This window comes from Vibrio sp. bablab_jr001 (genome assembly GCF_016464285.1).
Taxonomy (GTDB): domain Bacteria; phylum Pseudomonadota; class Gammaproteobacteria; order Enterobacterales; family Vibrionaceae; genus Vibrio; species Vibrio fluvialis.
In genome coordinates this window covers 89,647-112,214 of the sequence record NZ_JACDWZ010000041.1, presented here as the reverse complement: position 1 = coordinate 112,214, position 22,568 = coordinate 89,647, and the positions used below count along the sequence as shown (strand labels likewise).

Sequence of the window (22,568 nt, the reverse complement as noted above, 5' to 3'; positions counted from 1 at the left end):
CTCCGTCTTCTTTTATTCAGCATAGAAAAAAGGCCAGCTCAATGCGGGCCTTTGTAAACCATTCGCTTAGCGAGAGGCAAAGTGCATCTGCATTTCGTCATCTTGCTTGTGTACCCAGCGCAGGCGCAGCCCCAACATCAAGGCCGCCGAGCTCAAACCGATAATAAAGCCGATCCAGAATCCTTTGGCGCCCATCGGTTCAACAATTAAGTCGGTCATACCCAGGATGTACCCCGAAGGCAGACCCAGAATCCAGTACGCGATAAAGGTTCGGTTAAAAATTGCAGCCATATCTTTGTAACCGCGCAGAGCGCCTGCAGCGATGACCTGAACCGCATCCACCACCTGATAAATCGCAGCAAAAATCAGCAGGCTCATTGCCATGCTCACCACTGCCATATTTTCGGTGTACAACATTGATACGTGCTCTCGGAACAAAACGGTCAGGGCCGCCGTCACCACGGCGGTGCCGACACCCAACATCAGACCAACGTTCGAGGAAATAGCCGCGCCGCGGAAATCTTTCTCACCCAGAGTATGTCCGACACGAATCGACACGGCCGCACCGATACTCATGGGCAACATGAACACCAGAGACGAAAAGTTAAGTGCAACCTGATGCGCAGCGACAACCAGTGAACCGAGCGGCGCTACCATCAGCGCAACTACTGCAAACAAGGTAACTTCAAAGAAAAGGGCAGCAGCAACCGGGAAACCAAGACGGAACAAGCGCACCTGGGCTTTTAGTTGTGGTTTGTGGAACGTTTCAAACAATTTGATGTGCGCCAAACGGTTTGATGTCACCACATAGAACAGCAGCATCAAAAACATCATCCAGTAGACGATCATGGTCGCGACACCACACCCGACGCCGCCTAGTGCTGGCGCGCCAAATTTACCGTAAACAAAGATCCAGTTGAGCGGAATGTTGCACAGCAAGCCCAGGAAACCAATTACCATTGCAGGTTTAGTCAACGACATGCCGTCGGTAAAGCTGCGCAGTGTCTGGAACAGTAAAAATGCAGGTACCGCAAACACCATCGCGTGCATGTAGCCAATCGATTTTTCCTGCATCAGCGGCTCGACTTTCATCAATCCAAGGATAGATTCAGTCTGCAACAGCACCACGATAATGGGTACCGACACCAACAGCGCTAATGCACCACCTTGATGAATTTCAAACGGAATTTTATGCTGCCTGCCAGAGCCATTAAGCTGAGCAACCACAGGTACCAGCGCCATCAATAATCCGATACCGAACAGGATAGAAGGCAGCCAAATGCTGGCCGCGATAGACACAGCTGCCATGTCGATAGCGCTCACGCCACCAGCCATAATGGTGTCGACAAAACCCATACCCGTCTGAGCAACAGATGCAATCAGGACTGGCGTGGCTAACTTAATTAAATTAGACGCTTCTTTTTTATAACGGTGCACGAATTTCTCCGGAAGGAATAACTGCAAGAGAGCACCAAAAGCAAATTTTGATGCTGGAGTGAATGATAAAGAAATGTCACACTAAGCTCCACGAAAAACTGCCGGAATCACAAAATGTTTACAGGTATTGTGCAAGGCACAGCAAAAGTTGTGACCATCAAAAAGAAAGAAAAATTCCAGACTCACGTACTTGAACTGCCTGAAGCGTTGGGGCAGGGTTTGTCCATTGGCGCATCTGTCGCGCACAACGGCTGTTGTCTGACGGTAACGAAAATCGACGGCACTCAGGTTTCGTTCGATTTAATGCAGGAAACGTTGCGCCTGACCAATCTTGGTGAACTCGCAGCCGGAGATTTGGTCAACATCGAGCGTGCAGCAAAATTTGGTGATGAAATTGGCGGGCACAGTATGTCTGGCCATATCAGCCAGATGGCAACCATTGTGGATGTGATTGACACCCCGAACAACCGTACTATCTGGTTTGAACTGCCACCGCAACATATGAAATACGTGCTGGCCAAAGGCTTTATCGGTTTAGACGGCTGCTCGCTGACTATCGGCGAAGTCAAAGCCAACCGCTTTAACGTCCATCTCATTCCAGAAACAATGCAGCGTACGCTGTTTGGCAACAAACAGATGGGTGACCACGTGAACGTCGAGTTCGACCCGCAAACTCAGGCGATAGTCGACACCGTAGAACGTGTTCTCGCCGCGCGAGAGGCATAAAAAAGAGCGCTTAGGCGCTCTTTTTTTATCAGAAGATCTGTTCATCATCCGCATCGACATAAAGTTCGATGGTGTCCTGCTGCTCATCGACCATCATATTGAGATGAATCGCATGGCAACATGCAGGGCAATCGTCATAAAACTCCTGGCTACCGTTGGAAGAGTCCAGAGTAATACGGATGGAATGGCCACAATGCGGGCATAGAACCGTTTTTTCAGTGAATTCTTTCATCTCGCTTTCCTTACATCTGTGGGAGATGAATTAATAGTAAGCCGTGAAGTTAGTTAAAGAGATAAATTAAGTACAAAACTTGAGGCAAGGCATAAAACGAATAAAGGGTTCCTAATCCGGAACCCTTTAACGTCACAAAATGTGTCAAAAAACTCAGTCTAACCTGTTAAAACGAAAGAATTTTTTTAATTAAACTATCCGCCTCAGCCAAATAATGACCACCAAAGTGATTGTAGTGATTGAGGATGTGATACAGGTTGTAAATGTCCTTGCGTTCACCGTAGTTGAAATCCAGTGGCATGACGCTCTCATAACCCTGGTAAAAATCGGGTTGGAAGCCACCAAACAGCTCCGTCATGGCGATATCACACTCGCGATCACCCCAGTAGCAAGCCGGATCATAACAAATCGGACCGAACGCTGAGTTAGCCACATTGCCATGCCACAAATCGCCGTGCAGCAGGGATGGGCGAGGCGTGTGGTTGGCAAGGCGCTGTTTGACCAACTCGACAAATTCATCGATGTTGACCATCTCAATGCCTTTCTCTTTCAGCAACTGCAACTGCCAGCCGATACGCTGTTCAGCAAAAAAGTGGTTCCATTTTTTGGTCCACTGATTGGGCTGAACAATGTTACCGATGTAGTTATCGACATCGAACCCGTACTCTTTTTGATCCCCCCACTGATGAAGTTGCGCCAGTTGAACACCAAATTTAAAGCTGTTGGCCGCATCGTCCAATGGCTTAGTGGGGAGGTAATTGAGGATGATAAACGCGTGGCTTTTACTGGTACCCACCAGAATAAGCTCCGGAACAAACACCGTGGAGCTTTCACGCATCATGCGCAGATTTTCCGCCTCTAACTCATACTGAGGCAGAAACTCACGCTGGTTGAGCTTGATGAAATACCGTTCGCTACCATCGGAGATCATGTAACACTCATGAATGTCTCCACCATTGATCTTCGTCTTTTCTGTGATGTCGTATTGAAACATCAGAGTATCTGAGAGCTGTTGAGCGATCGCTTGCCACATAGTGTTGCTCCATCCCCGTACGTCGTTGTATGCAAGTTTAGGCGATCATTGCCAATATTTCAGACCACGAATGCACAGAATTTCATTCACTTACTGACTCATTCCTACAAATGCATATAAATGTGACTTTTATCAAAAATACGAGAACTCATTTCAGCAAGTTATCTCCGCACAATAACGATCCGGTGCAATAATGTCGCCTTGTAATGCAATATTGAGCCTTTCTAAGACTCAACGTCCTGTTATCGATTCGCCAAAATGTGTCCGTCTCTTGATATTAGGCAAGGTTCTGAGGTAATTATCCTCGGTAAGAAACTGTGAAAAAACGGACACATGGCTTAGTATTACACAAGGTAACGTCGTGTCTGGCACAAAGCGGTATAGCGGAGAAGAAAAGTGGTTGTAGAAACCGATGGTTATTTGGCTCTGATTGAACATCTGGCAATGAACATGGATATCTTTACGCGCGAAGGCGACACTGGCAAAGAGAGTGTCGAAGACGTCGTAACGGATATGGTCGCCAGCAACATCATGGCTATCTTTGAGCAAAACCCAGAGCTTCACTCCAGCGTACGTTTTCAGTTATTGAAAGAAGCCGATTCTGTTGTAGAAGATCTCGGTGAAGTGTTGGCAGGTGTATGGGGTAAACCAGCGACAAACGATCAAATCGTTTTTCTGGATGAGTATATTGCGCTGGTAAAAAACCTGTTTGATTCAGCAGTCAGCAAGTACGATTAATTGACAACGGGCGGATCTTCAATCCGCCTGAATTGCCAGAACTTAGATGCCCAGTACGGGTTATCCAATCTCGAAATTATCACGCCTTTAGATGTCGATGCATGCATAAAAAGTTTATTGCCCAGATAGACCCCGACATGTTGCGTCGTTCGTGATGTCTTGAAGAACACCAAGTCTCCATATTTTGCCTGTTTGTACTTAATCGCATTGCCAACCTGGCTCTGTGACGATGTTGTACGCGGCAAAGGCTGCTGCCAGGCTTCGCGGTAAGCAATTTGCACAAACGCCGAACAGTCCACGCCACGTTTTGTATTTCCGCCCAATTGGTAAGGCACACCTTGCCACTGGTTATAAATATCAAAAAACGCAATCTCTTTACGCTCTTCGGTTTGCTCAAATGGCGTCAAACTCTCTGGCACCGAAACGGCGGTATCGGGTTCTGCCTGCTCTTGCGGCACTGACGAACAACCGGCCAAAACCAGCAATATAATCAGATAGGGAATGCGATTTCTCATCATCTGTAACTTAACTGAAATTTGAATGAAATATTTCTGACACATTCGATTCCTACCATGTCGACGGATCTTTAAAAGTGGAATCGGACTCTCAACTTCCTATGACTCAGCTTACTCAGCAGGGCAAAGTGTTTTCTTTAATCCAAACACTCACTGCCATCTTTATGTCGATCACACTACTCGTTATCGTGTTGTCTGTCACCAGTATCAAAGGCATCGAACGGGTGGGGTATCAATTCAATCACTTATCGGAGCAGGCATTGCCGCTCGCGTTAAATAACGCAACACTGACCCAAAACATTCTCGAACAGGTCAAATACCTGGGTTACGGCACGCGTGCCAAAACCACTGACGAGCTCACAGCTATTCAGTCCAACATTTCTGAGCTCGATACGCAAGCCCAGCATTCTCTTGAGCAGATGAAGACCATCGCGGCTCAATTCAACAATTTGATCGATGCCAGCAAACAGCAGGCACTGGTTGACAGCATTGCGCAACTGAGCAACTTATCGAATGATATTCTCAACGCTCAACAGCAACAGCTTGCTCAACAACAAGAAATTGCCCAGCAGGCAACAGGCTTTCGTTATGGTTTGAGTTCGATAGGGCCAGAAATGAGCCGTATTGCCTCATTTCTTTCTGTCGACAACCCGGAATCGATGGATGCGGCTAACCGCTTTACCGCTTCGGCAAGCTCAATGGAAAGTACTTTCCTGATGCTGATGATGCAGGACGATTTAGACAAGGCACACACCCAATACAAAGAGTTGAAAAGCCGCATTGCGGGCCTTGAACTGGCTTATGACGATTTCAAAGAGTGGCACCCGGATGTTACTGACTTTGCCAGCCTGACCGCGCCGTATGACATGGTGAAAACCGGGTTCAAATCCGGCGGCATCCTGGATCAGATCCTCACGAAGTTGGAAACGTCACAACAACAAAACCAGCAATTTGAGCAAGCAGCCGTCGTCGCTAAACAGACGGTCAGCATTCTGAATGCGTTGTCGGATGATGCCAAATCATTGATCGCATCCAAAGAACAAGAAGTGCAAAGCACGATGCAAAGCGTCACTTGGATTCAATTGGTGAGTGGCGCGGCTCTGGTGGTGATGATTGTACTTGCCTGGTTTGGACTGCGTAAATGGGTCAACAGCGGTATGCGAAATATCAGCAAGCATCTGACGTTGATGACCGAACACGATCTGGCACATCAGGCTTCGATGACGGGGCCGCAAGAGTTTCATCACATCGCAAACCAACTCAATCAGGTGATCGACAGTACACACGATTCCATTTCGACCGTTACACGCAACTGCGAAACGCTGTATCAAACGGCTGAACTGAGTTACGACGCCGCCGATCAATCGAATAAGAGTCTGGCCCTGCAAAACCAGGCACTGATGAATATGGTGACCACCATCAACCAGCTCGAAGCATCAATTCGTGAAATTGCGGGCGTGACCAATGATTCTTACACGGATTCACTGTCTGCCGCGGAGCACTCGGCCAATGGCGTGAAGGTGGTCGAACTGAACCGTCAACGTCTGGAGTCTCTCGATTCAACACTCAATATCAACGAATCGGCGATGCTGGAGCTCGACACACGCGTGACCAAAATTCGTGAAATGGTCGATTTGATCAGCGGTATTGCCGACAGCACCAACTTGCTGGCATTGAACGCCGCGATTGAAGCGGCACGTGCTGGTGAACAGGGCAGAGGGTTTGCGGTGGTCGCGGATGAAGTGCGCAAGCTTGCCAGCGACACCACAACACAAACAGCCAATATTCGCGAAATGATGAACGAGCTGGTGCAAGCGGCTGGCCGTTCTCGTCAGGCAGTGGAAGATTCACGTACCGAAATGGCGCATGCTCTCGCATCCAGCGAAGAGGTTAAAACCACCTTCTCTGATATTGAGCAGGCAGTGACCCACATTCGCGCTCGTGTTGAGCAAATATCTGTGGCCACGGAAGAGCAAGAACGCGCTACAGCGGATGTCAGCCAGTCCATTACACAAATTTCAGAGCAAGGTGAGCAAACTAAGCTGCAGCTCGAAGCCATGGTCGAAAGCTCAGAGCAAGTGGCCGAAATCGCCGGCCATCAGCAAGCGATGCTGCACAAGTACACTCTGAGTTAACTTTCCCGAAATGGCTGGGTAAGCATTTTATCCAGCCATTGTTCTCGGGATTGCTGAAACTGCGGCAGACCGATTTTCATCCCTTCATGTCCCAACTCTGGCTGGGCAATATAAGTCGCAAACAGCCGATCCCACACCGATAAAAAGAAACCAAAATTGGAGTGTGTCTCACGTTCAATAACAGAATGGTGGACACGATGCATGTCGGGCGTCACCACCAGGATGCGCAGCCATTTATCGATCGCAAGCGGCAGACGAGCGTTGCTGTGGTTAAACATTGCGCTGGCATTGAGCACAATTTCAAACACAACCACGGCAAGTGGAGAAACACCAATCAATGTCACCGCACCCACTTTAATCCACATCGAGATAATGATTTCCACCGGATGGAAACGTGTACCTGTGGTTACGTCAATGTCCTGATCCGCGTGATGCATACGGTGCAAACGCCACAAAACGGGCAGGCGATGAAACATTACATGCTGCGCGTAAATCACGCCGTCTAATAAGATAATCGACAAGACAAAGGCAAGTGCTGGCGGGATTTCCAGCCAGTAAAGCAGGCCAAAGTGAGTCACTTCGGTCCAGTGCGCCGCGGATACTGCCACGATCGGCATCATCAACGTCAAAAGCAGGCTGTTGAGGCCAACTAAGCCGAGGTTATTTACCCAGCGCAGCCACTTTCTCTGTGTCAGTATTTTTCGCGGACGATTCGATTCCCACAGTGCGCATGCGATCAGCACCAGCATGAAAATCATCAGTCGAACGGTTTCTGTGTGTTGTAACATCATCGCCTCCAGCAAATTTCCTTTTCGCTAAAAACTTTACGTTTCCCTCAAGACAACACTGGCGCAGGGCACAAGCTGTCAGTAAAATCGCAGCCTATTTTTCCTCTGTCACTGCGTCTATGAGAATTCACGCCTTCCATCGTTTGTATCAGTATCGCCTTGAACGATCAACTAAACCTTTTTTGGCTCGCGGGTCACGTATCATTCGCTGCCCGTATTGCCATGTCAGTGAAGTGCACTGCTTGTGTGCCCACCAGCCTGATGTCGACACCGACGTTGCGGTGATGTTGATCGTCTCTGAAAACGAAGTGTTTAAACCCAGCAACACCGGGCGTTTAATTGCCGACATCATCAAAGAAACCTACGTGTTTCAGTGGAGCCGAACAGAACCCGCAGAAGAGATGCTGGCGATCCTGAACGATCCGGCCTATTTCCCGGTTCTCGTTTTCCCGGCGGAACTTGAAGAAGACAAACAACGCGTCATGACCGCGCTGCCTGAGAGAACAGACCGTCGCAAACCACTTTTAATTTTCCTCGATGGCAGTTGGCGCGAAGCGAAGCGCATTTTCCGTAAATCGGATTACCTCGCCAATCTGCCTTTAGTATCGATCGAGCCGGAGACTTTGTCGCGTTACGTCATGCGTAAGTCAGATAACGAACAACATCTGGCGACCGCTGAAGTGGCAAGTTTAGTTTTGGATAAGTTCGGGGAATATCAAGCCGCAGACACACTGCGACTGTGGTTCGACGCCTTTAAAGAGAGCTACCTGATGTGTAAGTCTCGCCTCAAAGTGGATGGTGAAAAAATTGCCCTGAAACGATTCATTGAGCATCGCGAAAGCGAGAAGTCACTCTAAACTCTGGCAATTTGCTGGTTGCTAACTGCGCAATCAGTTCAAGTGACAAAATAAACCCGTCCTTGGTCACGGACTGTGTCAGGTGGTCTATGGATAATACCGCTGTTTAACTTTTGTTATTTTGATCCCAAGGTTGGGGTGCTTTATTAGGAGAGAATCGCATGTACTACGGCTTTGATGTCGGCGGGACAAAAATTGAGTTTGGTGCATTCAACGAGAAGCTTGAACGCGTAGCGACTGAGCGCGTGCCGACACCAACAGAAGATTACCAGCTATTAGTGGACACGATCGCTGGTCTGGTTGCGAAATACGATGAAGAATTTGGCGTCCAAGGCACAATTGGTCTTGGCTTGCCAGGAATGGAAGATGCTGATGATGGTACCGTTCTGACCGTAAACGTACCGTCTGCAAAAGGCAAACCGTTACGCGCGGATCTGGAAGCCAAAATTGGCCGCAGCGTAAAAATTGAAAACGATGCGAACTGTTTCGCGCTGTCTGAAGCGTGGGATGATGAACTGAAAGACGCGCCATCCGTCATGGGTTTGATCCTGGGTACAGGTTTTGGCGGTGGTCTGGTTTACGAAGGCAAAGTATTTTCTGGCCGCAACCACGTTGCGGGTGAAATCGGTCACATGCGCCTACCCATTGATGCCTGGTTCCATTTAGGCTCTGATAAAGCGCCGCTGCTGAGCTGTGGTTGCGGCAATAAAGGCTGTATGGACAACTACCTGTCTGGCCGCGGTTTTGAGCTGATTTACGAACACTACTTTGGCGAGAAGAAGAAAGCGATCGAGATCATCAACGCGCACAAAGAAGGTGAGGCGAAAGCGGTTGAGCACGTTGAGCGCTTTATGGAACTGCTGGCGATCTGTTTCGGTAATATCTTTACCGCGAACGATCCGCACGTTGTCGTGTTGGGTGGTGGCCTGTCGAACTTCGAACTGATCTATGAAGAGATGCCAAAGCGCGTACCTAAGCATCTGCTGTCGGTCGCGAAATGTCCGAAGATCATCAAAGCCAAACATGGCGATTCAGGTGGTGTGCGCGGCGCGGCATTCCTGAACATCAAATAAAGAAAAAGGGCTTGCAGTCGCAAGCCCTTTTTTCATCATCACTGTTTCGGCTTTTTACCGACACCAAAGTTCTCTTTGGCTTGCAGGGTGATGGAGCCAAATCCCAACTTCTTGAAGTGATTATCACGGTAGTTACGTACCGCTTTGGTATCCGAAATCGCTTCAATTTGTTGTTCCATCTTCAGATAGTCTTTCAAATCGATGCCTTCTGCTTCGGCGACCGCTTCATGAATATTGCGATGTTTCTCGTATGAGAATGTCAGCGTTTTCTCTTCGTTTTTGTAGGTGTAAATAATGGTGCGAGCCATGTTTTCTCTCTCATACCTTATGAATAGGCTAGATTCTGCCTTGTAGTGGGATGATTGTCACGCTTTCACCGACTTTTACCGTATCAATCGCAGGATTAATTTCAATCAGGCAATTCGCTTCGCTCATAGAACGCAGAATGCCGGAACCCTGCTTACCCTTGGTTTTGACCGTGAGCTGACCGAGCTCATTAAGGGTGTAGACACCACGGCTAAATTCAGTGCGCCCTTGACGGGAGCGCAGCTCTTCCATCGCAATCGCATTGATTTTCAACGGAGTCCAATCGGTTTCGCCTTGCATCTTGCGCAGGGCAGGCTCAACAAAATTGATGAATGACACCATCACCGCGACAGGATTGCCTGGTAAACCAAAGAAAGGTTTGTTTTGGATATGGCCAAACGCAAGTGGACGTCCCGGGCGCATGTTGATGCGCCAGAAATCAATTTGTCCCAGTTTTTCCAGTGCGGATTTAATGAAATCGGCATCACCGACAGAAACACCGCCAGAGGTCATCACCACATCCGCATTCTCTGCGGCGTGTTGCAATGTTTCCATCATTCGCGCTTCGTCGTCTTCGATAATGCCAAGATCGATGATCTCACACCCCAAGTTCGTCAGTAGCCCCATCAGGGTGTAGCGATTCGAATCGAAAATGCAGTGATCATTCTGTTCACTGCCAGGCGCCTGCACTTCATCACCAGTGGAAAACAGGGCGACTTTGAGTTTGCGATAAACAGGCAAAGTGGCAAAACCCAGCGATGCTATCATGCCCGTCTCAGCAGAAAGCACTCGTTGGCCAACCTCGAAGACATGTTGACCAAGTGCCAGATCTTCGCCTGCCTGACGCACGTTCTGACCTGGCTTGATGTACGCATCGCCGAAAGACACGCGATTTCCATTGGTTTGTGCCTGTTCGCGCATCACCACCGTGTCTGCACCCTCAGGAACAGGCGCGCCAGTCATGATCTTCACCGTTTGCCCGGCTTGCAGCACTTTGTTGTAGCCGTGGCCCGCCATTACTTCCGCGACCAGTTCAAATTGCGCCAAACCAATGTCTTCGCTGCGAATAGCGTAACCATCCATGGCGGAATTACGGTATGCCGGTACGTTGATAGGGGACGTTACCGCCGCACTCAATACCCGCTGGTAGCCTTCATTGACCGCAACGGATTCAGATTCTGTCAGCACCTGTACTGCATCAAGGATGTTTTGGCGACCTTGTTCTACCGATAAGAAGGCAGGGGAAAGCGTATCGCAGCTTCCGGTTTCAGCTTTGCCGGTTTTTGATTCGAGAGGTTTGCCTGCTTTGCCAACGTAATCGAGCACAAACTTGGCAATCGCATCCAAATCATTAATGTTCATCTGTGGCAGGGACGACTCCACCGTTTCATCAGCGGCAATCGCAATGATGTTGTCATCGTTCGGGTGAAGCCACGGTTTGCCAACCTCGGCACGGTGCAGTTCGATTTTCGGAAACGCAATGTTCTTACAACCTTCCACTAAAATTACATCCAACTGCTGAGCATCAAAGCGTTGCAACAGATAGTCAAACTCGGCTTCTGCATCCAGCGTTTCCGTCATCAGCGCAAAGCGATTCCGTGAGGCGATCAGCATCTGGGAGGCACCGGCTTTGCGCAGACGGTAGCTGTCTTTGCCCGGCTTATCGACATCAAAATTGTGGTGAGCATGTTTTAGAATGCCTAAGCGAAGGCCAGCCGCTGTGAGTTTGGGAACCAAGGCTTCCAACAAGGTGGTTTTGCCGGTTCCGGAGTACGCCGCAAAACCGAGCAAAGGCAGGGATGGGCGTGAAGAATGCGATGAATTCATGGCTGTAATGCTCCGAATTGAGCCAGCTCTTGTGGCGTATTTAAATTGAAAAAGCAGTCTGGTGAATCGCTGAAATCAACTTCGGCGGTGTGACATTCGTTATACAGCAGAATAATTTTGCGGTCGCCACGCTCCAGAAACGCAGCCAGTTTTGGCAGCACGCGTTTGTGAAACAGTGTGAACACGGGTTGTTGATGTTCACCATCGTTCGCGACCAGAATATCGGTTTGCGGCGTCACTGCAGCGCAAAAACGCGCCACCAGGTCTTTCGCAATCATCGGGCTATCACAAGGTACAAAGCCGACCCAATCAGTCTGCGCTGCGTTGAGTCCGGCGTGAATACCACCAAGTGGGCCCGGGTAACCGGCAAACTGATCCGAAACCACAGGCGCGAACTGTTGGTACCACTCCTGATTACGGTTGGCATTGATGAGGATATGGTCTGTTTGAGGTTGCAGACGTTCCAGTACGTGCTGAACCAAAGGTTTATCGTTGAGTTTGATCAGTCCCTTGTCGTTTCCACCCATGCGGCTGGCTTGCCCACCCGCTAAAATCACCCAACTAGTTTGAGAGGGAAGTAACATAGGTATTCTCTTGTTCTTCTTTGACGACATGAAGCAGCGGTGATTCAACCAAGGTACGGTCTTTAATCCACCACTGTTTTTTACACAATGTAGTGAGCGCGTTGGTCTGGTGACTGGTGATCACCAAACTGGAGCCTCGGTCCAGTAAATCCTTGGCCATTATAACTAATCTGTCGATAGATTCCTGATCTAATGACGCACTCGGCTCATCCATCAGCAAAATAGACGGCTTTAAAATCCACGCTCGAGCCATCGCAACACGCTGCTTTTCACCGCCGGATAACACCGACACATGCTCATCGGCCAATGTTTCTAGTCCCACCATGCGCAGCGCAGTGATCACTTCAGCACGCTTGTCTTTGGCAGACAGAGAAGAGAAACGAATGCCATACACCACGTTTTGATACACGGTGTCGTCGAACAGATAGGGACTTTGATGCAGGTAGATAACGTTGCGGCGCGCTTTGCTACGCCAGATTCTGCGCCACCACGTCTGGCTGTTAGACACTCTGCCCGTAGTCGGAACCAGAAGCCCGGACAGAATTTTAAGCAGCGTGGTTTTACCCACACCGTTGTCACCCTTGAGATAAATCGCATCATTCGGGCCAATCGACAATTGTGGAATGTGAAACAGAACGCGATCTTTAAAACGCATAGATAACTGCTGTGCGGTCAGCTTAATCGACATTCGACATCCTTATGTACGTAGATAGCCTTTGCCACGCATACTGGTAAGCAAAAAGTTGAGAGCCAGTGCTAATGAGAGTAGCACCATTCCCAGTGCAACACCTTGCGCAAAAGCGCCTTTGTGACTTTCCATCGCAATCGCGGTTGGGATGTTGCGGGTCAGGCCCATAATGTTGCCGCCCACCATCATTGAACAGCCGACTTCAGTCACAATACGAGAAAAGCCTGCAATAGTCGCGGCACAGAGTGGAAAACGGGTTTCCCACACCATGGTTGCAGCAATCCGCGGAACCGACACCCCCAGCGTCATTGCCGTTTCGACCGAGCGGCGATCGCTCGATTGCAACGCGCCGTGCATCATTGACACCAAAATAGGAAAACAGATCAGCATCTGACCGAAGATCATCGCTTTTTGAGTGAACAGCATTTGCCAATCGCCAAGCGGACCCGCCCGAGACAGCAGCATATAGAGCAACAAGCCAATCACCACCGTTGGAACAGCTTGCAGAGTGTTGATCAGGGAAAGCAGGAACCATTTGCCCCGAAAATTGGTATACGCGAACACAAAAGCCAGCAATACAGACGGGACGATCACTAAACCGATCGCCGCCAGAGAAACACTAAAGGAGACCGCAACGATCTCCCATAGCTCGGAGTCAAAGCTCACCAGTAAGGTGAGTGCCTCCAATGTGGTTTGCCATAAACTCATGAACCGCGGTTACTCGTGCGCGTTGGCAACAAACAGCTGCTGTCCATTGAGTTTGAAATCGTTAATCAGCTTTTGGCCTTTCTCGGCGACCAACCAGTCACTGAAGACTTTCGCGCCTTGATAGTTGATGGTTGGGTAACGTTCAGGGTTCACCAGAATCACTTGGTATGGGTTAAACAACGCTTTGTCGCCCTGGAACAGAATCTTCAGATCCAGCTTGTTGGTGTACGCCAGCCAAGTGCCACGATCGGTCAGCGTATATGCTTGCATCTCAGACGCCATGTTCAGCGTTGGTCCCATGCCTTGACCGACAGAGCGGTAGCCACCGAAGTTCGGTTCAATTTTGTTTTGGGCCCAGATACCCAGCTCTTTTTTGTGCGTACCGGAATCATCGCCACGAGAGATGAAAGTTACGCCACTGGTTGCGATCTGTTTAAACACGCCCGCGACGTCTTTCTGGTCCGCGACGTGCGCAGGATCGCTCTCCGGCCCAACAACCACGAAGTCGTTGTACATCAGTTTACGCGGCATGACACCAAAGCCCTGGTCAACAAAAGTCGCTTCCGCTTTCGGCGCGTGTGTCATCACTAAATCCACATCGCCGTTTTCGCCCATCTTCAGCGCTTTGCCCGTACCAGCAGCAATGACGTCGACTTTGTAACCGGAATCTTGTTCAAACTTAGGCAGTAGGTAATCAAGAAGGCCAGAGTGATAAGTGCTGGTTGTGGTGGCCAGACGAATGCGATGAACATCATCGGCACTGGTAGCGGAATAACTGACGAGAAGCAAAGAAGTAGCAGCGAGGCTGAAAGTCACTTTATTCATTCTAATTTCCATTTTTTGATGAGATTGATTACGAATGCATTGATTCGTGACCAAAAAGTCACGAACAAAGCGAGGCTTATTGCAATCTGAATGCCAAAACTAATAGCGCAATTTCCCGCCGAAAAACAAAGGATATTCCACAGATCCTGACTAAAATAAGTGTCAGTGCACATAAGCTAGGACAAAATGTCCCAATTTACTCTTATCGAGAGTAAGGTTAATTGCGTCGTTATGTCCCAACAGGAAATTTGAATCCATTATGTCTCAATCATTTGACTCGCAATCATCTCTCCAATACCAGGCTTTTTCTGTGCTCGTGGTCGATGACGAACCCGGCATGCAAGCCATTCTAAAAAAAGCGCTGGGTAAATGGTTTTCCAAAGTCGACTGCAGCGGCAGCATTGAAGAAGCTGAAGCGCTGCGTATTGAACATCATTACGACCTGATCATTCTTGATATCAACCTACCGGGGCGCTCCGGCATCGAATGGGAAGAGGCCTTCAGTGACGAAGACCGCCGCGCAGACGTTATTTTCATGACCGGTTATGCCGATTTGGAAACCGCCATCAGCGCGCTGAAACTCGGCGCTTCGGATTTCATTCTCAAGCCGTTTAATCTTGATCAGATGCTGCAAGCGGTAAAACGCTGTATGGACAAGCGTCTTAACGAGCGTATGCAGTACGCATTGCAACGAGACTATCAACGCCACTGCGCGACCCAGATCATGGGCCATTCACACAAAACTGAGCAGCTCAAGCAGTTGATCCTGCAGTTCGCGCCGTCAAGAGCCTCCGTTTTAGTTGAAGGGGAATCGGGGACGGGTAAGGAACTGGTGGCTCGCGCGATTCACGAAGCCAGCGACCGTCAGGGGCCTTTTGTGCCCGTTAACTGTGGTGCCATTGCCCCGGAACTCCTCGAAAGTGAGCTGTTTGGCCACACGTCAGGCGCATTTACCGGTGCCAAGAAAAGTCGAGAAGGTCTGTTTCGCGTCGCCAATGGCGGCACGTTGTTTCTTGATGAAATCGGTGAAATGCCGCTGGCCATGCAGTCCGCATTGCTGCGTGTATTGGAACAGCGCGCCATTCGTCCGGTCGGGTCCGAAAAAGAGATCAATATTGATGTCCGAGTCGTAGCGGCGACCAACCGTAACCTGCAGCAAGAAGTCGAGCAGGGGCGTTTTCGCGGCGATCTGTTCTACCGTCTTAATGTCCTCAAAATCGATGTCAGTCCACTACGCGAACGTAAAGCCGATCTCAAAGATTTGGTGCCGTTTTTTACCAAGAAGCTGTGCGCCGAGCTGAGTATGCCAGTACCAAAATGGGCACATGAAGATGTGTCCGCCATGCACGATTATGACTGGCCGGGAAATATTCGTGAGCTGAAGAACCTCATAGAACGCTGCATTCTGCTCGGCAAACCACCAGCCCACTACTGGCGTGAGTTACACGGCTATCCTGTCGCGATTGAGGTGACAACGTCACCAAAATTAAATGATAAGATGACCCACAGCGATATTGTGGTGGAAACTTCAGGTACGGGTTATCCCAACCACTGGACACTCAAAGAGGTAGAGAAAGCACATATCATGCAGATTGTGGATTTCTACGAAGGCAACAAATCGGCGGCTGCACGTGACTTAGGTGTTGCACGCAAAACCTTAGAGCGCAAATTCAAAGAGTGGGATGGCGATGAGCAAGACAATCTTGGCTAAGATTCCACTGTGGCAGAAGTGGCGACATCGGGTCAAAACCATGGTGCGCTATCGTCTGCTGATCCTCACTTCAGTGCCAATTGGCTTTACGCTGATTGCGTTGATCGCCATTTCTATCTACTGGTCGATTCACTACACATGGCAAAGTGCACTGGTCGATGTGTCTGAACGCTTAGGTGTGGCGCACAACAGCATGACGTTACTGCAACAAAAGCAAGCCAGTTACGTCAAAGCGTTCGGCGACTCTTACGAGTTTCGTACCCGCATAATGCACGCGGGTGAGGAGCCGGATCTCAACCAATGGGTGAATCAGCAGAAGCAGCGCTACGATCTCGATTTTCTCACCTTTGAGCGAGTGGATACGCTGGAGCAGAAGTTTCGTTATCTGGATTTAACCAAACGTGAATCGTTTTTTGATGTTCTATCGCAAAGCGAGCTGGCACAACTCGATCCTCAACTGGCTAAGCGCGCGGAAATCGAACGGGTTAACGCCGATCGCACCGAGACGCGCGGCTTGGTCAGCCGCACAGTCATTCCGGTACTGAACCAATATAACGACATCATCGGTTTTCTTGATGGCGGCTTGTTGCTTAACAACAGCAGCACACTGGTGGATCAGATCCGCGATCTGATTTATCCCACCAAACAAGATAATTTGCGTCCTATCGGCACTCTGACGATCTTTCTCGATAATCTGCGCGTCAGTACCAATGTGCCGTTAAACAGTGATGAGCGCGCAGGCCGGGCGATTGGTACGCGCGTATCGAACGAAGTGCGCGACGCCGTGCTGAATCAGGGCAAAGAGTGGGTCGATAAAGCGTATGTATATGATGCCTGGTATATCACCGCGTACCAGCCGATTCGTGACCAGTACGATAACGTTGTCGGCATGCTGTATACCGGCTACCTGCTGTGGCCGTTTGTGAAAACCTATTTGACCAATATTGTCGAAATCGGCGTAGCGACGCTGCTATTGCTGCTCGCTTCGGGCGTGTTTGTCTATCGTGGCTCACGCGATCTGTTCCGGCCCATAGAGCGTATCCATCGCGTGGTAAAGCTGGTTCAACTGGGTAAAAATCAGCGCATCGGCGCCATTGGCTTGGATGAGCGTCATGAGCTGGCACAGCTTGCCAAACAGTTCGACAACATGCTCGATCTTCTGCAGCAGCGGAATGAAGAAATTCAGCGTGCCGCCCACGATCTGGAGGAAAAAATTCTCGATCGCACGGCAAGCCTGCAAGAGAAAACCGAACAGTTGGAACACCACATTCAGTTACTGAACCAAACTCGCGACAAACTGATTGTGCATGAAAAGCTCGCCGCATTGGGCGAACTGACCGCAGGTATCGCACACGAGATCAACAACCCGACCGCGGTGATTCTGGGCAATACGGAATTGATCCGCTTTGAGCTGGGTGATGATGCCAAACGGGTCGAAGAGGAAATCGACGCCATCATGTTGCAGATAGACCGGATTCGCAATATTACCCGCAGTCTGCTGCAATACAGCCGCCACGGTGGCGTACAGGATGAAATTACCTGGCAGCACGTCAATCCGATCATCGATGAAAGCATCACGCTGGTCAAAACCGGTTCGAAAAAGCGCGATGTGGAATTTGTCACCGACCTGCATGCGCAAAGCTCAGTGGAAGTAAACCGTCATCAGTTATTGCAGATTCTGGTCAATTTACAGATGAACGCTATCCACGCCATGAATGGCAAAGGCAAACTGACCATTCGCAGTGAAGATTGGTGCGAACATGGCGAAGTGCTGGGTGCCATCGTCCACATCGAAGATGAAGGGTGTGGCATTAAGCCGGAACACCTCAAGCGAGTGTTTGACCCGTTTTATACCACCAAGCGCGAAGGCACCGGGCTCGGTTTGTCCGTCTCACAAAGTTTACTCAGTCAGACGGGCGGAGAGATTCGTGTTCAGTCGGAAGTGGGTAAAGGCAGTACCTTCAGCGTGTATCTGCCAAGCAAGGCCGATGCCCATTTATTGATTACCAAAGCCTCTTAACCTGCAAGAAAAACGCCTCCGACTGGAGGCGTTTTTTCACTTAGTGTGTTTGTACGGCAATCTTTGGCGGCTTAATGCCGTGCTTTTTAAACTCTTTCATGACGCGCAGGGTAATGTCCGTTTCAAACAGTTTCTCGTAGGCGGTATCCACCACATACGCCTTACACGTGAGCTGTACCGCAAGATAGTTATCGGTAATGGTTTGTTTCACCAATACCGTCACTGGTTTGGGCAGGTGGATATAACGGCTTGAAGAGGCGGCTTCCTGAATCAGGTCGCGCGCTAGCACAATATCTTCATCCATACCGACGTAAAACGGGATCACCACCTGCATATCGAGCGCACCGTAGTTGCCACTGATGGTCACTTCATTGAGAAATTTGTTGTTCGGAATGGTAATGATGTCGTCGGTGAGAGTGCGCATACGCACGGAGCGCAGACCAATCGCGATAATATCGCCATAATTTCCTTCAAACGTGACGCGGTCACCGACCTGAAACGGGCGGTCAATCATCACCGTCATCCCAGCGATGAAGGAGGCCGCCAGGTCTTTCAGTGCAAAACCTACAGAGACGGCCAGCGTACCGCCAATCAACGCGAGAATGTGGTCATTCATGCGAAAGCTCAACATGAACACCACAATCCCGGCACTCATGTAGATGAAGAACTGCAGGAACGAATGAAACTTCTGCAACACCATTCGGTACTGCACAAACTGGCCGCCGATGGTGTTCACCAGTGAACTCATGAATTTCAACAGCAACCAGGTCGCCGCGATGATCAGAACCGAGAAAAACACGCCGCTCCAGCGGATAAGGCTGGCGAACTGTTGAAAGTCTTCAAGATTCGCCAGATCCTCCGCCGCGAAAACAGGAAAAGCCGTAAACGCCAGAAGCGCTAACAACCCGTGGATAGGTACGATGTGATTGAGTCTTTTCATTACTTCACCAGCAGATGTTGACGATCAAGAACGTTGGTTATGGTGCGATACCAGTGGTCAGAGACACGAGTTTTGTCTTCCGCCCATTCAATGTAACCGCGGCTTTCAAAATAGCGCATGATGCCAATCACTTCGGGGACCGTCAGCTGAGTACACTCCGACAACTCTTCCGGAGAAGCAATCTCAAGCTGAACAATCGAGCGCAGCACGGCCAGCATCGGTTTGGGCATTTTTTCCAGCTCCTGCGATTCCGGCGTATGGAACAGGCGCACGACCACTTGCTGAGTTTCTTTGTTGCGATTGAGTGAACGACGGAAAAAACGCAGCGCCACCGTCGGGTTGCCATCCGAGTAGTGCCACAATATGCGATAGAAACCTTGTTTCGCGCGTTCTTCGTCACTACTTTCTTCCTGACCCCATTGTTTGGGCACCACCAGTCCGTCAAATGAGACGGGATGCTCGACATCAGGGTTAATGCGACTATCAAGCAATTCGGCAAGCTGTTTTTCGCTCCAGCGCGGAAGAACGGTCACCCAGTCAAACAGCAGCCGCTCGCCACGCGCGCGATCCACAAAACGCCAGCTCGATTTTTCAAGCGCCATGACCACGCGGTGATTCTTTTTCGAACGCCGTAACAGGTTGGTCAGACGCATCAGGCTACTCAGCCCGCCAACCATAGGTTTGACTAAACGCTGGGCGTTATCGACAGCAATCAGATAGGTCTGTTCACTTTTGCGCAAGTAAGCGAGGATCTGCACTTCAGTGGCATCTTCATCCATCCCCAGGCTGAGTGCCAACAGCGAAAGCAGTTCGTTATAACCAGAATAAGGACAGCTGAGATAAAGCGGCTCTGCGTTCTTCACTTTGTTGAGAATCTTATACAGCAGTGTCGTCGTACCAACCCCGCGTTCGCCTGTCACCACGCAAATCGCCGGACTGTCCGTCAGCAGATAACGGGAGAGCTGCTTCATCTCTTCACTCGCGTAGTCGACCAACACACTGTCGAACGACCCAGGCAGAATATACTCAAATGTCTCATCACCCCGCACACGCACATAGTTCTGATCGGCGGCAATGTTGGTGGTTTGTTTGGCGGCTTCTATACGAAACAGGTAAGCAAGCGCCTGACTGAAGAACGTGTAATTGGACAGCGCTGCGATCAAGCGGCGTTCAATACCGTTGATAGTCAGCCACACCATGGCAACCAGCGTCGCAGGAATACGCAGCAGAAGGGTATTCTTTTTACCCATGGCCCACATGACCCACAAAGGCTTATCCGGCGTCTTCTCTACCACGGCAAAAATCCGTTCACGCCACAAACTGAGCACCGAAATGATCATCAGCAGGAACCACAAGTACATGGTCGTCAGAATCCATGTATAGATGGTGCCTTTGCCCAAGGTACGCATGGAAAGCTGCAACACCACGCCTGTGATGATCACCGTCCAGACAATACGCCGAATCGTGCTCAAACGCAGCGCTATCAATGCCTTGTTGGAGGTGTGACTGGAGCGGTAGGTAAATTCAAGGATCAGGCTTACCGCAATGGCGCCACCCCAAATCCACCAAATAAAGATCTCCAGATACACCAAATGCTGCAAACTCTTGATGGCACTAAGTACCTGCAGGGACAGCGTAATCGCAATCAACCACGCAATCGCTTTGTTCGCACTGCTGATATACCAAATTACACGCGCCAACAGCGACGGCGACTGTTTGTCCTTCAGATAACTCTGCCAAAACAGATCGATGAGATGTTTGCTGTTCCTGAGCCAGCCAATCAACAAGAAGTAAATCAGCAGCACCTTGCAGATCGACCAAATAAACGGCACGGGTGAAATCAGTAAATCGCCGAGCATCGATTCGAAACTGCGAATCTGAAACAGCATCAGGTATTCCAGATTGAGCTGCATCTGCTTCCACTCAACCTGAAACTGCTTTACGCCGTCCGGGCCAAAGCCAGTGTATTGGTCGCGCGTAAAACCATCGGTCAGACTGAGCAGGTGTTGCTTGGAGCGGGAGAGGCTGGCCAGAGATAGGTAAGTTTGCTGAAGATTGAACCAGTTCAGCTCATCGCTCTGGTGACGATAATTGGCCAGATAGGTTTGAAATTGGTCCACAGTATCTTGCTGCGCGCTAATAGCTTGATGTAGCAGGGTATTCACTTTCTGCTGATCCGAACGAGACATAAACAGAGGTTCAGGTAGGGCGCTGACTTCGTTTTCCAGCTGCAATACGCGTTCAGACGCTTTAGGAATCAAATCAACCTGATCATATTCCCATTCGGCCAGCGCTGGAAAAGCCACGCACCAACACAACAAAAGTAAGAATTTCGACACTGCCCGCATAGACGTTTTCACTTAGTTAACTTATTGATTATCAGAATTTAGTGTAGCTGAAAGACAAAAAAAGTCGCGACTCAAGATTGGGATCGCGACTCCATAGGCAGGCGGTATTTACACTAGGCGGGGCTAAGCACTAGGTGACAATGTCACGCATCAGGTTCAGCAAGATGGCCTTTGACATCAAATTCGACCTTGTCTGCGCCGCTGTACACCTGAAAACGCAATCCCTTAGCTCTGGCAATCGTAATAATGCCAAAGCGGTGCGCCAGTTCGAGCCCCATTTGTGTCACCCCCGAACGAGACAGCAATACGGGAATGCCCATCTGAGCGACTTTAATCACCATTTCAGACGTTAAGCGTCCGGTGGTGTAGAAAATCTTATCTTCGCCGCTCATGCCGTTCAGCCACATTTCACCTGCTAAGGTATCCACCGCGTTGTGGCGGCCAACGTCCTCAACAAAAGAAAGCACCTGATCGCCCTGACACACTGCACACCCATGTACAGCGCCTGCTTTTTTATAGGTATCGTTGTAATGAGTCAGCGCTTCCAGCGCCGTATAAATCTGTGATTGTTTAATCGGTCGCTGAGGAACCTGGTAGTTTTCCAGCTGTTTCATCACGTTGCCGTACATGGTTCCCTGACCGCAGCCAGACGTCACTGTCTTTTTCTTCAATGCAGGTTCGAGATGATCAATGTTTTCTTTGGTCACCACAGCCGCTGAATTCGTTTCCCAGTCGATGATCACCGAGTCAAGTGCTTGCGGGTCGGAGATAAAGCTCTGGTTCTTCAGATACCCGAGCACCAGCGCTTCAGGCCTGGAGCCCAGCGTCATGAGCGTGACAATCTCTTTCCAATTCAATAACACCGTAAGAGGGCGTTCACAGGCGATAGACTTCACCAGTTTTTCGCCGTATTCGTCATACACCTCTACGTCCATTGTCTGCAGTGGGTTTTCGCTGGTTTTAATAATCGAAAGTTTGATCACAGCCATTTCCTGTCGTTTTTCACATGATGTCATTGCTTATTGCTAGGGAAACGCAAGCAGCAAGGATTGTTCCAAATCTGTCTTCAACACTAGC

Annotated in this window: 21 protein-coding genes; 7 read left to right on the top strand and 14 right to left on the bottom strand. The window is 49.6% G+C overall.

Going from position 1 to position 22,568, the window contains the following annotated elements; all coding sequences use genetic code 11:
* Positions 1-66: 66 nt before the first annotated feature.
* Positions 67-1,437 carry an MATE family efflux transporter gene (locus tag JIG40_RS06485; RefSeq protein ID WP_020331029.1) on the bottom strand — a complete coding sequence of 457 codons (1,371 nt, stop codon included), beginning with the start codon at positions 1,435-1,437 and terminating at the stop codon, positions 67-69.
* 114 nt (positions 1,438-1,551) lie between these two features.
* Between JIG40_RS06485 and JIG40_RS06480 the strand changes: the two genes are divergently transcribed.
* Positions 1,552-2,163 carry a riboflavin synthase subunit alpha gene (locus JIG40_RS06480; protein ID WP_199465000.1) on the top strand — a complete coding sequence of 204 codons (612 nt, stop codon included), beginning with the start codon at positions 1,552-1,554 and terminating at the stop codon, positions 2,161-2,163.
* Positions 2,164-2,191: 28 nt separating this feature from the next.
* On the opposite strand, the gene JIG40_RS06475 is transcribed toward JIG40_RS06480, so the two are convergent.
* A complete protein-coding gene (locus JIG40_RS06475; RefSeq protein ID WP_020331031.1) occupies positions 2,192-2,395 on the bottom strand; it encodes a CPXCG motif-containing cysteine-rich protein in 204 nt (67 codons plus the stop codon).
* Between the two features lie 166 nt (positions 2,396-2,561).
* Complete coding sequence (locus JIG40_RS06470) at positions 2,562-3,428, bottom strand: fructosamine kinase family protein (RefSeq protein ID WP_020331032.1); 867 nt, start codon at positions 3,426-3,428, stop codon at positions 2,562-2,564.
* 396 nt (positions 3,429-3,824) lie between these two features.
* Here JIG40_RS06470 and JIG40_RS06465 point away from each other — a divergent pair, with 396 nt between their 5' ends.
* Positions 3,825-4,166 carry a DUF3802 family protein gene (locus tag JIG40_RS06465; protein ID WP_020331033.1) on the top strand — a complete coding sequence of 114 codons (342 nt, stop codon included), beginning with the start codon at positions 3,825-3,827 and terminating at the stop codon, positions 4,164-4,166.
* On the opposite strand, the gene JIG40_RS06460 is transcribed toward JIG40_RS06465, so the two are convergent.
* Positions 4,163-4,684 (bottom strand): NlpC/P60 family protein, encoded by a 522-nt coding sequence (locus JIG40_RS06460; RefSeq protein ID WP_172567045.1) that lies wholly within the window; start codon positions 4,682-4,684, stop codon positions 4,163-4,165. The genes JIG40_RS06465 and JIG40_RS06460 overlap by 4 nt on opposite strands.
* A gap of 98 nt (positions 4,685-4,782) precedes the next feature.
* Here JIG40_RS06460 and JIG40_RS06455 point away from each other — a divergent pair, with 98 nt between their 5' ends.
* Positions 4,783-6,816 carry a methyl-accepting chemotaxis protein gene (locus JIG40_RS06455; protein ID WP_199252287.1) on the top strand — a complete coding sequence of 678 codons (2,034 nt, stop codon included), beginning with the start codon at positions 4,783-4,785 and terminating at the stop codon, positions 6,814-6,816.
* On the opposite strand, the gene JIG40_RS06450 is transcribed toward JIG40_RS06455, so the two are convergent.
* A complete protein-coding gene (locus tag JIG40_RS06450) occupies positions 6,813-7,604 on the bottom strand; it encodes a sterol desaturase family protein (protein ID WP_032081428.1) in 792 nt (263 codons plus the stop codon). The genes JIG40_RS06455 and JIG40_RS06450 overlap by 4 nt on opposite strands.
* A gap of 119 nt (positions 7,605-7,723) precedes the next feature.
* Here JIG40_RS06450 and JIG40_RS06445 point away from each other — a divergent pair, with 119 nt between their 5' ends.
* Together JIG40_RS06445 and nagK are read left to right on the top strand one after the other, a co-directional pair.
* A complete protein-coding gene (locus JIG40_RS06445; protein WP_158130278.1) occupies positions 7,724-8,461 on the top strand; it encodes a tRNA-uridine aminocarboxypropyltransferase in 738 nt (245 codons plus the stop codon).
* 161 nt (positions 8,462-8,622) lie between these two features.
* A complete protein-coding gene (nagK, locus tag JIG40_RS06440) occupies positions 8,623-9,534 on the top strand; it encodes an N-acetylglucosamine kinase (RefSeq protein ID WP_020331038.1) in 912 nt (303 codons plus the stop codon).
* Between the two features lie 38 nt (positions 9,535-9,572).
* On the opposite strand, the gene JIG40_RS06435 is transcribed toward nagK, so the two are convergent.
* From JIG40_RS06435 to JIG40_RS06410, 6 genes are read right to left on the bottom strand one after another with little or no spacing between them, the layout of a single operon-like run.
* Positions 9,573-9,842 carry a DUF2960 family protein gene (locus JIG40_RS06435; protein ID WP_199464999.1) on the bottom strand — a complete coding sequence of 90 codons (270 nt, stop codon included), beginning with the start codon at positions 9,840-9,842 and terminating at the stop codon, positions 9,573-9,575.
* A gap of 28 nt (positions 9,843-9,870) precedes the next feature.
* On the bottom strand, positions 9,871-11,667 hold the full coding sequence (locus JIG40_RS06430) for a bifunctional molybdopterin-guanine dinucleotide biosynthesis adaptor protein MobB/molybdopterin molybdotransferase MoeA (protein ID WP_199464998.1): 1,797 nt from the start codon (positions 11,665-11,667) through the stop codon (positions 9,871-9,873).
* The gene (mobA, locus tag JIG40_RS06425; protein ID WP_199251212.1) at positions 11,664-12,281 is read right to left on the bottom strand and encodes a molybdenum cofactor guanylyltransferase MobA; all 618 of its coding nucleotides are present in this window, start codon (positions 12,279-12,281) and stop codon (positions 11,664-11,666) included. Before mobA ends, JIG40_RS06430 begins: the two co-directional genes overlap by 4 nt.
* On the bottom strand, positions 12,229-12,939 hold the full coding sequence (locus JIG40_RS06420; RefSeq protein ID WP_020331042.1) for an energy-coupling factor ABC transporter ATP-binding protein: 711 nt from the start codon (positions 12,937-12,939) through the stop codon (positions 12,229-12,231). The genes mobA and JIG40_RS06420 overlap by 53 nt, the downstream gene beginning before the upstream one ends.
* A gap of 9 nt (positions 12,940-12,948) precedes the next feature.
* Positions 12,949-13,647 carry an ABC transporter permease gene (locus JIG40_RS06415; protein WP_020331043.1) on the bottom strand — a complete coding sequence of 233 codons (699 nt, stop codon included), beginning with the start codon at positions 13,645-13,647 and terminating at the stop codon, positions 12,949-12,951.
* Between the two features lie 9 nt (positions 13,648-13,656).
* A complete protein-coding gene (locus JIG40_RS06410) occupies positions 13,657-14,472 on the bottom strand; it encodes a substrate-binding domain-containing protein (protein ID WP_199464997.1) in 816 nt (271 codons plus the stop codon).
* Positions 14,473-14,731: 259 nt separating this feature from the next.
* Here JIG40_RS06410 and JIG40_RS06405 point away from each other — a divergent pair, with 259 nt between their 5' ends.
* Together JIG40_RS06405 and JIG40_RS06400 are read left to right on the top strand one after the other, a co-directional pair.
* The gene (locus tag JIG40_RS06405; protein ID WP_199464996.1) at positions 14,732-16,183 is read left to right on the top strand and encodes a sigma-54 dependent transcriptional regulator; all 1,452 of its coding nucleotides are present in this window, start codon (positions 14,732-14,734) and stop codon (positions 16,181-16,183) included.
* Entirely contained in the window at positions 16,161-18,203 is a 2,043-nt protein-coding gene (locus tag JIG40_RS06400) for a cache domain-containing protein (RefSeq protein ID WP_104408507.1), read from the top strand. Before JIG40_RS06405 ends, JIG40_RS06400 begins: the two co-directional genes overlap by 23 nt.
* 40 nt (positions 18,204-18,243) lie before the next feature.
* Here the strand turns inward: JIG40_RS06400 and JIG40_RS06395 are convergent, their stop codons facing one another.
* From JIG40_RS06395 to JIG40_RS06385, 3 genes are all read right to left on the bottom strand, one after another.
* Positions 18,244-19,143 (bottom strand): mechanosensitive ion channel domain-containing protein, encoded by a 900-nt coding sequence (locus JIG40_RS06395; RefSeq protein WP_020431048.1) that lies wholly within the window; start codon positions 19,141-19,143, stop codon positions 18,244-18,246.
* Positions 19,143-21,491, bottom strand: a complete 2,349-nt coding sequence (locus JIG40_RS06390; RefSeq protein ID WP_199465043.1) for an ATP-binding protein — start codon at positions 21,489-21,491, stop codon at positions 19,143-19,145. The genes JIG40_RS06395 and JIG40_RS06390 overlap by 1 nt, the downstream gene beginning before the upstream one ends.
* A gap of 143 nt (positions 21,492-21,634) precedes the next feature.
* A complete protein-coding gene (locus tag JIG40_RS06385) occupies positions 21,635-22,474 on the bottom strand; it encodes a formate dehydrogenase accessory sulfurtransferase FdhD (RefSeq protein WP_154184407.1) in 840 nt (279 codons plus the stop codon).
* Between the last annotated feature and the right edge of the window lie 94 nt (positions 22,475-22,568).

What these genes read in the sequence shown, in the direction of transcription:
- JIG40_RS06435 (WP_199464999.1), bottom strand. Translation starts at nt 9,842, where the DNA reads ATGGCTCGCACCATTATTTACACCTACAAAAACGAAGAGAAAACGCTG.
- JIG40_RS06410 (WP_199464997.1), bottom strand. Translation starts at nt 14,472, where the DNA reads ATGAATAAAGTGACTTTCAGCCTCGCTGCTACTTCTTTGCTTCTCGTC.
- JIG40_RS06400 (WP_104408507.1), top strand. Translation starts at nt 16,161, where the DNA reads ATGAGCAAGACAATCTTGGCTAAGATTCCACTGTGGCAGAAGTGGCGA.
- JIG40_RS06390 (WP_199465043.1), bottom strand. Translation starts at nt 21,491, where the DNA reads ATGCGGGCAGTGTCGAAATTCTTACTTTTGTTGTGTTGGTGCGTGGCT.
- JIG40_RS06445 (WP_158130278.1), top strand. Translation starts at nt 7,724, where the DNA reads ATGAGAATTCACGCCTTCCATCGTTTGTATCAGTATCGCCTTGAACGA.
- JIG40_RS06475 (WP_020331031.1), bottom strand. Translation starts at nt 2,395, where the DNA reads ATGAAAGAATTCACTGAAAAAACGGTTCTATGCCCGCATTGTGGCCAT.
- JIG40_RS06455 (WP_199252287.1), top strand. Translation starts at nt 4,783, where the DNA reads ATGACTCAGCTTACTCAGCAGGGCAAAGTGTTTTCTTTAATCCAAACA.
- JIG40_RS06405 (WP_199464996.1), top strand. Translation starts at nt 14,732, where the DNA reads ATGTCTCAATCATTTGACTCGCAATCATCTCTCCAATACCAGGCTTTT.
- JIG40_RS06430 (WP_199464998.1), bottom strand. Translation starts at nt 11,667, where the DNA reads ATGAATTCATCGCATTCTTCACGCCCATCCCTGCCTTTGCTCGGTTTT.
- JIG40_RS06420 (WP_020331042.1), bottom strand. Translation starts at nt 12,939, where the DNA reads ATGTCGATTAAGCTGACCGCACAGCAGTTATCTATGCGTTTTAAAGAT.
- mobA (WP_199251212.1), bottom strand. Translation starts at nt 12,281, where the DNA reads ATGTCGTCAAAGAAGAACAAGAGAATACCTATGTTACTTCCCTCTCAA.
- JIG40_RS06480 (WP_199465000.1), top strand. Translation starts at nt 1,552, where the DNA reads ATGTTTACAGGTATTGTGCAAGGCACAGCAAAAGTTGTGACCATCAAA.
- JIG40_RS06460 (WP_172567045.1), bottom strand. Translation starts at nt 4,684, where the DNA reads ATGATGAGAAATCGCATTCCCTATCTGATTATATTGCTGGTTTTGGCC.
- JIG40_RS06470 (WP_020331032.1), bottom strand. Translation starts at nt 3,428, where the DNA reads ATGTGGCAAGCGATCGCTCAACAGCTCTCAGATACTCTGATGTTTCAA.
- nagK (WP_020331038.1), top strand. Translation starts at nt 8,623, where the DNA reads ATGTACTACGGCTTTGATGTCGGCGGGACAAAAATTGAGTTTGGTGCA.
- JIG40_RS06395 (WP_020431048.1), bottom strand. Translation starts at nt 19,143, where the DNA reads ATGAAAAGACTCAATCACATCGTACCTATCCACGGGTTGTTAGCGCTT.
- JIG40_RS06415 (WP_020331043.1), bottom strand. Translation starts at nt 13,647, where the DNA reads ATGAGTTTATGGCAAACCACATTGGAGGCACTCACCTTACTGGTGAGC.
- JIG40_RS06450 (WP_032081428.1), bottom strand. Translation starts at nt 7,604, where the DNA reads ATGTTACAACACACAGAAACCGTTCGACTGATGATTTTCATGCTGGTG.